Origin of the sequence: Citrobacter sp. Cpo100 (assembly GCF_030332595.1) — a bacterium.
Taxonomy (GTDB): Bacteria; Pseudomonadota; Gammaproteobacteria; order Enterobacterales; family Enterobacteriaceae; genus Citrobacter; species Citrobacter portucalensis.
This window is the reverse complement of record NZ_JAOWHM010000026.1, coordinates 78,309-91,496: the sequence shown is the minus strand read 5'-3', so window position 1 is coordinate 91,496 and position 13,188 is coordinate 78,309. Positions and strand designations below refer to the sequence as shown.

17 protein-coding genes are annotated in these 13,188 nt (G+C 52.1%); 4 read left to right on the top strand and 13 right to left on the bottom strand.

Annotation, left to right across the window (positions count from 1 at the left end):
* Positions 1 to 73: 73 nt before the first annotated feature.
* Complete coding sequence (gene rlmE, locus OGX96_RS03935; protein ID WP_003025015.1) at positions 74 to 703, bottom strand: 23S rRNA (uridine(2552)-2'-O)-methyltransferase RlmE; 630 nt, start codon at positions 701 to 703, stop codon at positions 74 to 76.
* 124 nt (positions 704 to 827) lie between these two features.
* Between rlmE and yhbY the strand changes: the two genes are divergently transcribed.
* Entirely contained in the window at positions 828 to 1,121 is a 294-nt protein-coding gene (yhbY, locus tag OGX96_RS03930) for a ribosome assembly RNA-binding protein YhbY (protein WP_003025016.1), read from the top strand.
* A 153-nt stretch (positions 1,122 to 1,274) separates the two neighbouring features.
* Here the strand turns inward: yhbY and greA are convergent, their stop codons facing one another.
* Positions 1,275 to 1,751: a transcription elongation factor GreA gene (gene greA / locus OGX96_RS03925; RefSeq protein ID WP_003025019.1), complete on the bottom strand. Its 477-nt coding sequence runs from the start codon at positions 1,749 to 1,751 to the stop codon at positions 1,275 to 1,277.
* Between the two features lie 248 nt (positions 1,752 to 1,999).
* On the opposite strand from greA, the gene dacB reads away from it, so the two are divergent.
* Positions 2,000 to 3,433 carry a serine-type D-Ala-D-Ala carboxypeptidase gene (dacB, locus tag OGX96_RS03920; protein WP_032945109.1) on the top strand — a complete coding sequence of 478 codons (1,434 nt, stop codon included), beginning with the start codon at positions 2,000 to 2,002 and terminating at the stop codon, positions 3,431 to 3,433.
* Positions 3,434 to 3,538: 105 nt separating this feature from the next.
* Here dacB and cgtA read toward each other — a convergent pair whose 3' ends face one another.
* The 4 genes from cgtA to rplU form a co-directional block, all read right to left on the bottom strand.
* Positions 3,539 to 4,711 (bottom strand): Obg family GTPase CgtA, encoded by a 1,173-nt coding sequence (gene cgtA / locus OGX96_RS03915; protein ID WP_003828732.1) that lies wholly within the window; start codon positions 4,709 to 4,711, stop codon positions 3,539 to 3,541.
* Between the two features lie 15 nt (positions 4,712 to 4,726).
* Positions 4,727 to 5,692, bottom strand: a complete 966-nt coding sequence (locus tag OGX96_RS03910) for a DMT family transporter (RefSeq protein ID WP_008785922.1) — start codon at positions 5,690 to 5,692, stop codon at positions 4,727 to 4,729.
* Between the two features lie 127 nt (positions 5,693 to 5,819).
* A complete protein-coding gene (gene rpmA / locus OGX96_RS03905; protein WP_003025030.1) occupies positions 5,820 to 6,077 on the bottom strand; it encodes a 50S ribosomal protein L27 in 258 nt (85 codons plus the stop codon).
* Between the two features lie 19 nt (positions 6,078 to 6,096).
* On the bottom strand, positions 6,097 to 6,408 hold the full coding sequence (gene rplU, locus OGX96_RS03900) for a 50S ribosomal protein L21 (protein WP_003025032.1): 312 nt from the start codon (positions 6,406 to 6,408) through the stop codon (positions 6,097 to 6,099).
* Between the two features lie 258 nt (positions 6,409 to 6,666).
* Between rplU and ispB the strand changes: the two genes are divergently transcribed.
* Positions 6,667 to 7,638 carry an octaprenyl diphosphate synthase gene (ispB, locus tag OGX96_RS03895; RefSeq protein ID WP_003839953.1) on the top strand — a complete coding sequence of 324 codons (972 nt, stop codon included), beginning with the start codon at positions 6,667 to 6,669 and terminating at the stop codon, positions 7,636 to 7,638.
* A gap of 220 nt (positions 7,639 to 7,858) precedes the next feature.
* A complete protein-coding gene (sfsB, locus tag OGX96_RS03890; RefSeq protein WP_003025035.1) occupies positions 7,859 to 8,143 on the top strand; it encodes a DNA-binding transcriptional regulator SfsB in 285 nt (94 codons plus the stop codon).
* A 56-nt stretch (positions 8,144 to 8,199) separates the two neighbouring features.
* Here sfsB and murA read toward each other — a convergent pair whose 3' ends face one another.
* From murA to mlaF, 7 genes are all read right to left on the bottom strand, one after another.
* On the bottom strand, positions 8,200 to 9,459 hold the full coding sequence (murA, locus tag OGX96_RS03885; RefSeq protein ID WP_032945112.1) for a UDP-N-acetylglucosamine 1-carboxyvinyltransferase: 1,260 nt from the start codon (positions 9,457 to 9,459) through the stop codon (positions 8,200 to 8,202).
* Positions 9,460 to 9,512: 53 nt separating this feature from the next.
* Positions 9,513 to 9,767 carry a BolA family iron metabolism protein IbaG gene (ibaG, locus tag OGX96_RS03880; protein ID WP_003025040.1) on the bottom strand — a complete coding sequence of 85 codons (255 nt, stop codon included), beginning with the start codon at positions 9,765 to 9,767 and terminating at the stop codon, positions 9,513 to 9,515.
* A 169-nt stretch (positions 9,768 to 9,936) separates the two neighbouring features.
* Complete coding sequence (mlaB, locus tag OGX96_RS03875; protein ID WP_071444702.1) at positions 9,937 to 10,230, bottom strand: lipid asymmetry maintenance protein MlaB; 294 nt, start codon at positions 10,228 to 10,230, stop codon at positions 9,937 to 9,939.
* On the bottom strand, positions 10,230 to 10,865 hold the full coding sequence (gene mlaC / locus OGX96_RS03870; protein WP_008785928.1) for a phospholipid-binding protein MlaC: 636 nt from the start codon (positions 10,863 to 10,865) through the stop codon (positions 10,230 to 10,232). The genes mlaB and mlaC overlap by 1 nt, the downstream gene beginning before the upstream one ends.
* Before the next feature lie 18 nt (positions 10,866 to 10,883).
* Positions 10,884 to 11,441 (bottom strand): outer membrane lipid asymmetry maintenance protein MlaD, encoded by a 558-nt coding sequence (gene mlaD, locus OGX96_RS03865; RefSeq protein ID WP_003828747.1) that lies wholly within the window; start codon positions 11,439 to 11,441, stop codon positions 10,884 to 10,886.
* A 4-nt stretch (positions 11,442 to 11,445) separates the two neighbouring features.
* Positions 11,446 to 12,228 carry a lipid asymmetry maintenance ABC transporter permease subunit MlaE gene (gene mlaE / locus OGX96_RS03860; protein WP_003025053.1) on the bottom strand — a complete coding sequence of 261 codons (783 nt, stop codon included), beginning with the start codon at positions 12,226 to 12,228 and terminating at the stop codon, positions 11,446 to 11,448.
* Positions 12,229 to 12,235: 7 nt separating this feature from the next.
* Entirely contained in the window at positions 12,236 to 13,048 is an 813-nt protein-coding gene (gene mlaF / locus OGX96_RS03855) for a phospholipid ABC transporter ATP-binding protein MlaF (protein WP_003828749.1), read from the bottom strand.
* Positions 13,049 to 13,188 lie beyond the last annotated feature (140 nt).

Below are 13,188 nucleotides of genomic sequence, written 5' to 3'. Positions count from 1 at the left end.
ACAACTGTGTTAAAAACAGCGTCAGGATACTCTATATCCAGTTTCTTTCAAACTTTCGTTTGAAATCTGCCGGTTATGGTTTACGCCCGGTCGCTACAATATACACTTCACGCGAACGGGCGCGAGAAGAGTCCGGCTTACGAACTTTGACCTTCGTAAACAGGGAGCGAATCTCTCTTAGATACTCATCGAAGCCTTCGCCCTGGAACACCTTCACTACAAAACTACCACCTGGCGCTAATACATCACGAGCCATTCCAAGCGCCAGCTCTACCAGATACATGGCCCGGGGAATATCCACCGCCGGTGTTCCACACATATTTGGCGCCATATCAGACATGACAACTTGTACTTTACTGTCACCTACGCGTTCAAGTAACGCTTTCAGGACTAATTCATCACGAAAGTCGCCCTGAAGGAAGTCCACACCAACGATTGGATCCATAGGTAAAAGATCGCAAGCGATAATGCGGCCGGTGTTGCCGATCTGCGTAACTGCATATTGCGACCAGCCACCGGGTGCAGCACCGAGATCAACTATCGTCATCCCCGGTTTAAAAATTTTGTCACTTTGCTGTATTTCATCAAGTTTAAACCAGGCACGGGAACGTAACCCCTTTTTCTGCGCCTGTTGAACATATTTATCGCTAAAGTGTTCCTGAAGCCAGCGACTCGAGCTGGCAGAACGCTTTTTACCTGTCATTTCACATTCCCAAGGGCAGTTCATCGTAACCAATGGTGTAAATTTCTACACAGCTATTTGGTGATATATGGGAGATGGCGGTAGAATGACCCGTTTTCAATCCCAACGTAAGCAAAAATATACGATGAATCTGAGTACTAAACAAAAACAGCACCTGAAAGGTCTGGCACATCCGCTCAAGCCTGTAGTTATGCTTGGCAATAATGGTTTGACCGAAGGGGTACTGGCCGAGATTGAACAAGCGTTAGAGCACCATGAACTTATCAAGGTGAAAATCGCCTCGGAAGATCGCGATACTAAAACCTTGATCGTGGAAGCTATCGTACGCGAAACCGGCGCCTGCAATGTACAGGTCATCGGCAAAACGCTGGTACTGTATCGCCCGACTAAAGAACGTAAAATCTCGCTGCCACGCTAAGAATATCCCAAAGTTGCACACGAAGTTTGTGTAAAACGCGGGGTTTTCCGCTAGCAGGAGAGCAAAATGCCACGCTCTCTTCGTTGATAAAAGGCCGCTATGCGGCCTTTTTCCTTTCTTTACAATGTATCAACATCTTAACCAAGATGCGAATTACAGGTATTCTACCTTCGTCACTTCATATTCCACTTCGCCGCCCGGCGTTTTGATAACTACGACGTCATCCTGCTCTTTACCGATCAGGCCACGAGCGATAGGCGAGTTCACTGAAATCAGGTTCTGTTTAAAATCGGCTTCATCATCGCCGACAATACGCCATGTCTGCTCTTCATCGTTATCGAGATTCAGAACGGTAACCGTCGCACCGAAAACAACGCGGCCATTGTTCGGCATTTTAGTAACGTCGATTACCTGCGCGTTGGACAGTTTAGCTTCGATATCTTTAATGCGTCCTTCGCAGAAACCCTGCTGTTCGCGCGCCGCGTGATACTCCGCGTTCTCTTTCAGGTCACCGTGCTCACGCGCTTCAGCGATAGCGGCAATAATTTCAGGACGGCGCACAGATTTCAGAAAATCCAGCTCTTCGCGCAGTTTTTCAGCACCACGTAAGGTCATCGGGATAGCTTGCATTTGTTATACCTCTTGAACATTCCTGTAGGGGGTAGTTGCTCTCACCCCGGCTGCTAAGCCCACCCTGGCGTGTGTCATGCCAGAGTCAGAAGCAAAAAAATACCGACCCGGGGCTCAAGGTCCCAGGTCAGCTACAATTCTCTATTTGATGATCATTTTACCCTGGAGTTCCTTATGGGTCATCGTTTACTTTTTGGGGCGTTGCGCCGTAGTATGACGGCCTGTTTCCAGGTTGTTAGCGCGAGATTATGCGATTTTCCAGATTTACCATCGGATTGACTGCCAGTATAGCGTTCAGCGTTCAGGCTGCGAACGTCGACGAGTATATCAATCAGCTCCCTGCCGGGGCCAACCTCGCCCTTATGGTACAGAAGGTTGGCGCACCTGCACCCGCGATTGATTTTCATAGCCAGCAGATGGCGCTGCCCGCCAGTACCCAGAAAGTAATCACCGCGCTGGCAGCATTGATTCAGCTCGGGCCTGACTTTCGTTTTACCACCACGCTTGAGACCAAAGGCAGCGTGGAAGGCGGCGTATTGAAAGGTGACTTAGTGGCACGATTTGGTGCCGATCCGACGCTAAAACGCCAGGATATTCGCAATATGGTGGCAACCCTGAAAAAATCAGGTGTGACGCAAATTGCCGGAAATGTCCTGATCGACACCTCTATTTTTGCCAGTCATGATAAAGCGCCCGGCTGGCCCTGGAACGACATGACGCAGTGTTTTAGTGCACCGCCCGCAGCGGCTATTGTCGATAGAAACTGTTTCTCAGTTTCACTCTACAGCGCGCAAAAACCCAACGATCTCGCCTTTATTCGCGTGGCATCTTATTACCCGGTCACCATGTTCAGTCAGGTGCGTACTCTCGCCCGAGGTTCTGCGGAAGCGCAATATTGTGAACTGGATGTAGTTCCCGGCGATCTCAACCGCTATACGCTGACCGGATGCCTGCCACAACGTGCCGATCCGCTGCCGCTGGCGTTCGCCATTCAGGACGGTGCCAGCTATGCCGGGGCAATTATCAAAGATGAGCTAAAACAAGCAGGTATCACCTACAGCGGTACACTGCTGCGCCAGACGTTGGTCAACGAACCAGGAACGGTGGTCGCCAGTAAGCAGTCTGCGCCGCTACATGACCTGCTTAAGATTATGCTGAAAAAATCGGACAACATGATTGCCGATACCGTTTTCCGTATGATTGGTCATGCCCGATTTAACGTGCCGGGCACCTGGCGGGCGGGTTCTGACGCCGTGCGCCAGATTTTGCGTCAGCAGGCAGGCGTCGATATCGGCAACACTATTATTGCCGACGGTTCTGGCCTCTCCCGCCATAACCTGATTGCCCCAGCGACCATGATGCAGGTGCTGCAATATATCGCTCAACACGATAACGAGCTGAACTTTATCACTATGCTGCCGCTGGCGGGCCACGACGGCTCTCTGCAATACCGTGCGGGTCTGCATCAGGCTGGTGTGGATGGCAAAGTATCGGCGAAGACAGGCTCGTTGCAGGGGGTTTATAACCTCGCAGGTTTCATCACCACGGCAAGCGGCCAACGCATGGCATTCGTGCAGTATTTATCTGGTTATGCGGTAGAGCCGGCTGACCAGCGTAATCGCCGTATTCCGTTGGTGCGCTTCGAGAGCCGGTTGTACAAGGATATTTATCAGAACAACTAAATGGGTAATTTGATTGCCGGATGGCGGCATTAACGTGCCTTATCCGGCCTACAGTGAGACCTGGAAACAAAAACCCCGGCAACATGGCCGGGGTTTTTAATGCGATTAACGCTTGTAGATGAACTCAACGCCTTCTTCGTCGTCTTCGTCCCAATCGTCATCCCAGTCATCTTCCGCTTCGTCTTCGACTTCAGCGAGCTGCTGGCGGTGATAATCATCCCACATGAACTCAACTTTCTCTGGCTGTTTCGCTTCTTCAGCCTGAACAATCGGGTTCTCGATGATAAAGGTCATCACATCCCAGCAGAGATCTTTCACGCCCAGCTGGCTGGCGGCAGAGATCAGGTAATATTTACCTTCCCAACCCAACGCTTCGGCGATCGCTTTCGCTTTCTCTTCCGCTTCAGCCTTGTCCATCAAATCAATTTTGTTGAACACTAACCAGCGCGGTTTAGATGCCAGATCCTGACTGTATTTTTCCAGTTCGCCAATAATGATACGGGCGTTTTCAACTGGATCAGAGCCATCAATCGGATCGATATCGATGAGGTGAAGCAGTACACGGCAACGTTCCAGGTGTTTCAGGAAGCGGATGCCCAGGCCTGCGCCTTCAGCCGCGCCTTCAATCAGTCCCGGAATGTCGGCAACCACGAAGCTCTTTTCGTTGTCCATACGCACCACGCCCAGGCTCGGCACCAGGGTGGTAAACGGATAATCAGCGACTTTCGGCTTCGCCGCGGACACCGCACGGATAAAGGTCGATTTCCCAGCGTTTGGCATGCCCAGCATACCCACGTCCGCCAGCAGCATCAGCTCCAGCATCAGATCGCGCTTATCACCCGGCGTACCCATTGTTTTCTGACGCGGAGTACGGTTAACCGAGGATTTGAAACGGGTGTTGCCCAGACCGTGCCAGCCACCTTTAGCGACCATCAGACGCTGACCGTGTTTGGTCATGTCGCCCATGGTTTCGCCCGTGCCCTGATCGATAACACGCGTACCAACAGGTACTTTAATGGTAACGTCTTTGCCACGCTTACCGGTGCAATCACGGCTCGCGCCATTCTGACCACGTTCCGCACGGAATGATTTTTCAAAACGGTAATCGATCAGCGTGTTCAGGTTTTCGTCGGCTTCCAGCCAAACGTCACCACCGTCACCACCATCACCACCGTCCGGACCGCCTTTTGGGATGTACTTTTCGCGGCGGAAGCTGACGCAACCATTACCGCCATCACCTGCAACGACCAGAATCGATGCTTCATCAACAAACTTCATTTTACTCTCCGTAAATCATTCGCCTGAGCGGGGTTGCGAAACCACCGTTTCATGCTTACGTAAACCGCCCCAAATTCGATGACCAATGGCGGAATACATCGCGCCCGCAACCACGATAAACGCACCGAGATAACCTAATAGGTTTAGCATCGGTCTGGCGAAGAAATCGGGCCAGGCCAGTGATAATAAATCTGAAAATAACAACGTAAACAGCGGTGTGAGCGTGATAAGAGCGCTCACCTGCGCCGCCTGCCAACGCGCCATCGCTTCCGCGAGAGCGCCATATCCTACCAGCGTATTCAGGCCGCAGAATATCAGGCATGCCAGCTGCCAGTCGCTGAGCTGCGTGATGACACCGGGTTTAGCCAGCGGCAACAACGCAATCGTACATAAAGTGTACAGTAAAAACAGGATCTGCGGTGATGCCAGGCGGCGCAATAACACCTTTTGCGCGACCCCATAGCTCACCCAGACCATCGCCGCACCGACACCAAAGATAACGCCCCAGGTGTAATCGGTGAGTCGGGTAAAAATTTCGATCAGACTGGTATTAAAAAACAGGACCAGGCCGCTCAGAAGCATAATGGCGCCAATCACCTGCGTGCCGCGCATCTTTTCTTTCAGGATAAAGACGCTGGCGATCATCATACCAACCGGTGACAGCTGACCGATAACCTGCGAAGCCGTTGGGCTCAAATACTGCAAGGATGAACTAAACAGAATGAAGTTACCGAACAGCCCACCGGTTGCGATAGCCAGCAACACCAGCCAACGCGCTTTGCGAAAAATACGCAACGGAGGGAGCTTTTTTTTAACCGCAAGAATAGCGCCAAGGCCAACGCTTGCCATTAAAAAACGGTAGAACACCACGGTAGGAGGCTCCATCACCTCCAGCACTTGCTTCATTGCTATTGGCAAAGCGCCCCAACATACCGCCGTTGTGAGTGCTAACAGAATACCAATGCCTGCCTGCTGCTTCATGCCGTATTCCCTGCAAGGGCTCGTTTCCGGGTTGTCACGGCGCGACGAGCGTATTTACCGGCCGTCGAATGTAAAAAGCCCCGCAACGTGTTGCGGGGCTTTTATCCGTTACCGGGACGCGAAAAACTTATTCAGCAACGATGCTGATGAATTTACGGTTTTTCGGGCCTTTCACTTCAAATTTCACTTTACCGTCTGCTTTAGCAAACAGAGTGTGGTCTTTGCCGCAACCAACGTTGGAGCCAGCGTGGAATTTAGTACCACGTTGACGAACGATGATGCTACCAGCCAGAACTGTTTCACCGCCGAAGCGTTTTACGCCCAGACGTTTAGCTTCTGAATCGCGACCGTTACGAGTCGAGCCGCCAGCCTTTTTATGTGCCATTTAATCTGCTCCCCTTAACTTAAGCGCTGATGCCAGTGATTTTCACATCAGTGAACCACTGACGATGGCCCTGCTGCTTACGGTAGTGTTTACGACGACGAAACTTAACAATTTTAACTTTCTCGCCACGACCGTGAGCAACGACTTCAGCTTTGATAACGCCGCCATCAACGAAAGGAACGCCGATTTTGACTTCTTCACCGTTTGCGATCATCAGAACTTCTGCGAATTCAACAGATTCGCCAGTTGCGATGTCCAGCTTTTCCAGGCGAACGGTCTGACCTTCGCTTACTCGGTGTTGTTTACCACCACTTTGGAAAACCGCGTACATAAAAAACTCCGCTTCCGCGCACACCTTTTTGATGATTCAGAGTGCGCTATAAATATTCACAATAGGGCGCGAATATTACGCAAAACGCGAGCCTTTGACAAGTGCTACCGTCAATACATGAAGAAAAAAAACACAACACGTACGGTAACGTTTATCTACGGCGTTTTTTCAGTACAATCAGCATATATTTATAACCCTAAACCCGACGTTACCTTCCCACACAGTAAGGTAATCGGGGCGAGAAGCCCGGCTTTTGCGATGAATTTAGAAAAAATCAATGAGTTAACCGCGCAAGATATGGCGGGGGTCAATGCGACAATCCTTGAACAGCTCAATTCCGACGTTCAGTTGATCAATCAACTGGGGTACTACATCGTTAGCGGCGGCGGAAAACGCATTCGCCCAATGATCGCCGTCCTCGCCGCGCGGGCCGTTGGCTACCAGGAAAATGCGCACGTTACGATTGCGGCCCTCATCGAGTTTATCCACACAGCGACCCTACTGCACGACGATGTTGTGGATGAGTCAGACATGCGCCGTGGGAAAGCCACAGCAAATGCGGCGTTTGGTAATGCGGCCAGCGTGCTGGTTGGCGATTTTATCTATACCCGTGCATTTCAGATGATGACCAGCCTTGGCTCGTTGAAAGTGCTGGAAGTCATGTCGAAAGCAGTCAACGTCATTGCTGAAGGCGAAGTCTTGCAGTTGATGAACGTCAACGACCCGGACATCACCGAAGAAAACTATATGCGCGTCATCTACAGTAAGACCGCGCGTTTGTTTGAAGCGGCAGCCCAATGTTCAGGTATTCTGGCTGGCTGTAGCGAAGAACAAGAAAAAGGGTTGCAGGATTATGGCCGTTATCTCGGTACCGCTTTCCAGTTAATTGACGATTTGCTGGATTACAGCGCAGATGGCGAGCAACTGGGTAAAAACGTCGGTGATGACCTCAACGAGGGTAAACCAACGCTGCCACTGTTGCATGCCATGCGCCACGGCACCCCAGAACAAGCGCTAATGATTCGCCAGGCCATTGAGCAAGGTAATGGTCGTCACCTTCTGGAGCCGGTTCTGGAAGCGATGAACGCCTGTGGTTCTCTGGAATGGACCCGTCAGCGGGCAGAAGAAGAGGCTGATAAAGCCATCGCTGCGCTTCAGGTGCTGCCCGATACGCCGTGGAGAGAAGCGCTGATTGGTCTGGCACATATCGCCGTGCAGCGCGACCGTTAATTCCCTACAGCATCTTCCCTCATCCCGTGCCCTGCACGGGATTTTCTTATAAGTTCCAATAATCATTTTCCCCTTCCAGATAATCACGCAGAACCTTGGCATATTCTGAATATACACACACCTTACATGAACATTTTAGAACATTCGTTCTTCGGGCGTTATAGTGTCGGCACAACCGATCGTGAAACCGTAAGCCGTTAACCAAAGGAGAGATGAATTGATGGAAAGCAAGCTGATTGACTGGCATCCGGCCGACATCATCGCCGGACTGCGCAAGAAAGGGACCTCAATGGCCGCTGAATCACGTAAAAATGGATTGAGTTCATCAACGCTGGCCAATGCGTTAACGAGACCATGGCCAAAAGGTGAGTTGATTATCGCCCGGGCACTGGGAACTGACCCCTGGGTGATTTGGCCGTCACGCTATCACGATGCCAAAACGCATGAGTTCATCGACAGAACGCGGATGATGAGGAGTCGCAGAGAGAAAAAGAATCCGGAATGAACATTGAGCTATAACCCCCGGCCAACTGAACTGGGGGTTACAAGAGACGTTGACGATTACTCGCCTTTCACGCGCTCAATGTTTGCGCCCAGCGCACGCAGTTTATCTTCGATGCGCTCATAGCCGCGATCGATGTGATAAATACGGTCGACTACCGTCGTACCTTCAGCAATACACCCTGCCAGCACCAGGCTTGCAGATGCGCGCAGATCGGTCGCCATAACCTGTGCGCCAGAGAGCGTTTCCACGCCGTGGCAAATCACGGTATTGCTTTCGATTTCTGCGTGAGCGCCCATACGGCTCAGCTCAGGCACGTGCATAAAGCGGTTCTCAAACACGGTTTCCGTGATGAAGCCGGTCCCTTCTGCCACCAGGTTCAGCAATGTAAACTGGGCCTGCATGTCGGTAGGGAACGCCGGATGCGGTGCAGTACGCACATTGACCGCTTTCGGACGTTTACCGTGCATATCAAGGCTGATCCAATCATCACCCACTTCAATATCCGCACCCGCATCACGCAGCTTCGCCAGAACGGCATCCAGCGTGTCCGGCTGTGCATTACGGCAGATAATCTTGCCGCGAGAAATTGCCGCCGCCACCAGGAAGGTACCGGTTTCGATACGATCTGGCAGAACGCGATAAACACCACCGCCAAGACGCTCAACGCCTTCGATGGTAATACGATCGGTGCCCTGACCAGTGATCTTCGCGCCCAGCGCAATCAGGAAGTTCGCGGTATCCACAATCTCCGGCTCGCGCGCAGCGTTTTCGATGATAGTGGTGCCTTCGGCAAGCGTTGCTGCGCACATGATGGTGACCGTCGCGCCGACGCTCACTTTGTCCATGACGATATGCGCGCCTTTCAGACGGCCCTCAACGGACGCCTTCACATAGCCTTCTTCCAGCTTAATTGTCGCGCCTAACTGCTCCAGGCCGGTAATGTGCAGGTCAACCGGACGTGCACCGATGGTACAGCCACCCGGCAGTGAAACCTGGCCCTGACCAAAGCGGGCAACCAGCGGCCCGAGCGCCCAAATGGATGCACGCATGGTTTTCACCAAATCGTACGGCGCACAGAAGACGTTCACATCACGCGCATCGATGTGCACAGAACCATTACGCTCAACTTTCGCACCCAGTTGGCTCAGCAGCTTCATTGATGTGTCAACGTCCTTCAGTTTCGGGACGTTTTGGATCTCTACAGGTTCTTCAGCCAGCAGCGCCGCAAACAGGATCGGCAGTGCGGCGTTTTTAGCGCCTGAAATTGTGACTTCGCCCTGGAGCTTAGTTGGCCCCTGAACACGAAATTTATCCATTATTCTGTTCTCTGTTAAGAATTTATCTTCGCTACCGGCACATCACCCGTAGCTCAAAAACCGTTAAGTTTGCGATCGCGCGCCCATTCCGCTGGGGTAAACGCCTTAATCGACACGGCATGAATGCGGTTGTCCGCAATGTACTCCATCAACGGGCCATAGACCGATTGCTGCTTCTTGACCCGGCTCATGCCTTCAAACATCTCACCCACGGCAATAACCTGAAAGTGACTGCCGTCGCCAGAAACGTGGACTTCCTGGAGGGAGAGTGCATTCATCAGCACGCTCTGAATTTCATTATTTTCCATGGGCTCTTCATTCGTCAGATAGTGAAAACAGCCCAACATCTTAGAGCAAAGTGGCGCTGTCATAAATAAGCAAAAAGCCTCGCTGATAAATCAGACAAGGCTTTAGTGGCAGATCCCCCTCAGGGGTTTTGCCGGATAGCGGCACAAGACCTTATCCGGCCTGGAAAAATTAACGCGGAAGGACGTCGTCAGGCAGATTGTAAAGCTGCGCCAGCGTGTACACTTTATCGTTAACACCAGTGAGTGAAACGCTGTTTCCCTGCTGCTTGCCCTGATTAATCAGATGCAACAGTAACGCCAGACCGCCGGTATCTACCCGGGATACCTGGTTCAGGTCGATGCAGGACACCCCTTTCATCGCCTCAATTCGCGCATCCCATAATGGGTTTAACACGTCCTGATCCAGCTCCCCCACCAGCACCAGCTTGTCACCTTCACGCGACCAGGTGAGTGACTGCGTCATTATTTTTTCTCTTCCAGCGTGATTTTCTGCTGAGCAATAGATTTCAGCTGCGCCGTCAGGCCATCAATACCTTTGGTACGCAGCAGGTCGCTCCACTCATTTTGTTTGGTGGTGATCATACTTACGCCTTCAGCAATCATGTCATAAGCCTGCCAGTTACCGGTCTGGGAGTTTTTACGCCACTGGAAATCCAAACGTACCGGAGGACGACCGTTTGGATCGATGATGGTTACGCGGATAGGCACGATGGTCGCATCACCCAGCGGTTGCTCTGGTGCAATTTCATAAGTCTGGCCATGGTACATCGCCAGAGCCTGGCCGTAGGCCTGCTTCAGATATTCACGGAATGCGGCAAAATAGGCTTCACGCTGAGCAGGGGTCGCATCTTTGTAGTAGCGCCCCAGTACCAGCGCACCCGCATATTTAACCTGCACGTATGGCAATAGTTCCTGATCGACAACCTGACGCAGGTAATCCGGGTTTGCGCGGATTTTAGGTTGTTCATTCTTCAGACGGTCAAATGTCTTCTGCGCCGCCTCATTCATCTGTTTGTACGGGTTCGTTTGGTCGGCTGCAGTTGCTGCGCTAAGCGGGGCAATCACCAGCATAGCCACCATCATCAATCGTTTAAACATACGTCGATTCTCCTGAGATTATTTCGTTGCGCCCGCAGGCGTAGTGGCTTCATTATTGCCGTCAGTTGCGGCTGGCGCATCGCCAGAATTCTTATTGTCATCACCTTTACTGTTGCTGTTGTAAAGGAACTGACCAATCATATCTTCCAGCACCATCGCGGATTTCGTGTCCTGAATCGTACCGCCATCTTTGAGGATAGACGTTCCCAGCTCAGGATCTTCAAAACCCACATTCAATGCCAGATACTGTTCGCCCAGCAGACCGGAAGTACGGATGCTCAGAGAACTGGTGTCAGGAATATGGTTAAAACGCGATTCGATTTCCAGCGTCACGCGCGGCAGGTACGTTTTCGGATCTAACGAGATGTCCGATACGCGTCCAACTACCACCCCGCCAATCCGCACCGGAGAACGCTCTCTCAGGCCGCCGATATTATCAAAGGTCGCATAAATCGTGTAAGTCGGCTCAGTACGCATTGAGGTAACGTTCGCCGCCTTCAGGCAAACAAACAGCGCTGCCAGCAGCGCAACCAACAGGAATAACCCGACCCAAATTTCATTTTTTTTCGTTTGCATGAACTCAATTCCCAAACATCAGTGCGGTCAGCACAAAATCCAGCCCCAGAACGGCAAGAGAGGCGTGCACAACGGTGCGTGTCGTTGCCCGGCTAATCCCGGCAGAGGTCGGGATCGCATCATAACCATTGAACAATGCAATCCAGGTGACCGTAATGGCGAACACCACGCTCTTAATCAGACAGTTGACCAGGTCCAGACGCCAGTCGACGGCATTTTGCATAGCCGACCAGAAAAAGCCTGCATCAATACCCTTCCAGCTTACGCCAACCAGTGAACCACCCCAGATACCCACTGCGACAAAAATAATCGTCAGCAACGGCAATGAAATGACGCCAGCCCAAAAACGTGGGGAAATCACCCGGCGCAGTGGATCGACGGCCATCATCTCCAGACTGGAAAGCTGTTCGGTCGCCCGCATCAGGCCAATTTCTGCGGTTAAGGCCGACCCGGCCCGCCCGGCAAACAGCAGCGCCGCAACAACCGGTCCCAACTCACGTAACAATGACAGTGCCACCAGCATACCGAGGCTGGTTTCCGCGCTGTAGGTGGTCAGCACCAGGTATCCCTGCAACCCCAGCACCATACCGATGAACACGCCAGAAACAATAATGATCAGCATCGATAAGACACCGACATTATAGAGCTGGCGGATCAGCAGCGGCGCATGTTTGCGAAACTCCGGCTTGCCGACAACCGCATTGAACAACATTAATCCGGCTCGCCCGAACGTCCTGAGGGTTTTTATTCCCCGATGTCCGAGTGATGCCAGCGCATTTAACAACATGGGTGGCTTAACTCCCTGTTTTGAGTAAATCGATGTGGTAGTCGCCCGCCGGGTAACGGAACGGAACCGGTCCATCGGCAATGCCGTCCAGGAACTGGCGTACGCGCGGATCGGCATTTTCTTGTAGTGCCTGAGCACTACCGTAGGCCACTATTTTTTTGTCCGCCATTATATAGGCGTAATCCGCAATACTCAGTACCTCAGGCACATCATGGGATACCACCACACAGGTGACGCCCAGCGCGCTGTTCAGTTCTGAAATCAGCTTCACCAGAACGCCCATGGTGATGGGATCCTGGCCGACGAACGGCTCATCAAACATGATGAGGTCTGGCTCCAGCGCGATAGCACGTGCTAACGCGGCGCGACGCGCCATCCCACCGGATAATTCAGAAGGCATTAATTTGGCCGCACCCCGCAGGCCGACGGCCTCGAGCTTCATCATCACCGTGCTCTTCAGCAACGGCGCTGGCAACGTCGTATGCTCGCGCAGAGGGTACGCGACGTTGTCAAACACGTTCATGTCGGTAAACAGCGCACCAGACTGAAACAGCATACTCATGCGCTTACGCACGGTAAATAAACGCGAACGGGACATGGCCGGGACGTTCTCACCGTCAAACAGGATCTCGCCCTTATCCGGGGGGATCTGTCCGCCAATCAGACGCAACAGCGTCGTTTTGCCGATGCCTGATGGCCCCATGATCGCCGTCACCTTACCGCGCGGTACCGTCAGGGAAATATTATCAAAGATGCAGCGGTCACCCCGGGAAAAGCTGACATCGCGCATATCGACTAGATTCGCCACAGACTGCCCCATTGATTCATCCTTTACTATTGCCTCGTTGATCGAAGAGTTTGGCGCTCAATTTAGCCATGAACTCAACATATTTACAGATTATTGCCTGTCCTGGTTAGCGAAAGCTGGCATTTGTTTTACTTTTTAGCCGCATAAAGTCA

Coding starts and splice junctions, on each gene's coding strand:
- murA (WP_032945112.1), bottom strand. CDS start 9,459: ATGGATAAATTTCGTGTTCAGGGGCCAACTAAGCTCCAGGGCGAAGTC.
- sfsB (WP_003025035.1), top strand. CDS start 7,859: ATGGAAAGCAAGCTGATTGACTGGCATCCGGCCGACATCATCGCCGGA.
- mlaF (WP_003828749.1), bottom strand. CDS start 13,048: ATGGGGCAGTCTGTGGCGAATCTAGTCGATATGCGCGATGTCAGCTTT.
- ispB (WP_003839953.1), top strand. CDS start 6,667: ATGAATTTAGAAAAAATCAATGAGTTAACCGCGCAAGATATGGCGGGG.
- yhbY (WP_003025016.1), top strand. CDS start 828: ATGAATCTGAGTACTAAACAAAAACAGCACCTGAAAGGTCTGGCACAT.
- mlaB (WP_071444702.1), bottom strand. CDS start 10,230: ATGACGCAGTCACTCACCTGGTCGCGTGAAGGTGACAAGCTGGTGCTG.
- mlaD (WP_003828747.1), bottom strand. CDS start 11,441: ATGCAAACGAAAAAAAATGAAATTTGGGTCGGGTTATTCCTGTTGGTT.
- rplU (WP_003025032.1), bottom strand. CDS start 6,408: ATGTACGCGGTTTTCCAAAGTGGTGGTAAACAACACCGAGTAAGCGAA.
- mlaC (WP_008785928.1), bottom strand. CDS start 10,865: ATGTTTAAACGATTGATGATGGTGGCTATGCTGGTGATTGCCCCGCTT.
- OGX96_RS03910 (WP_008785922.1), bottom strand. CDS start 5,692: ATGAAGCAGCAGGCAGGCATTGGTATTCTGTTAGCACTCACAACGGCG.
- greA (WP_003025019.1), bottom strand. CDS start 1,751: ATGCAAGCTATCCCGATGACCTTACGTGGTGCTGAAAAACTGCGCGAA.
- cgtA (WP_003828732.1), bottom strand. CDS start 4,711: ATGAAGTTTGTTGATGAAGCATCGATTCTGGTCGTTGCAGGTGATGGC.
- mlaE (WP_003025053.1), bottom strand. CDS start 12,228: ATGTTGTTAAATGCGCTGGCATCACTCGGACATCGGGGAATAAAAACC.
- rlmE (WP_003025015.1), bottom strand. CDS start 703: ATGACAGGTAAAAAGCGTTCTGCCAGCTCGAGTCGCTGGCTTCAGGAA.
- ibaG (WP_003025040.1), bottom strand. CDS start 9,767: ATGGAAAATAATGAAATTCAGAGCGTGCTGATGAATGCACTCTCCCTC.
- dacB (WP_032945109.1), top strand. CDS start 2,000: ATGCGATTTTCCAGATTTACCATCGGATTGACTGCCAGTATAGCGTTC.
- rpmA (WP_003025030.1), bottom strand. CDS start 6,077: ATGGCACATAAAAAGGCTGGCGGCTCGACTCGTAACGGTCGCGATTCA.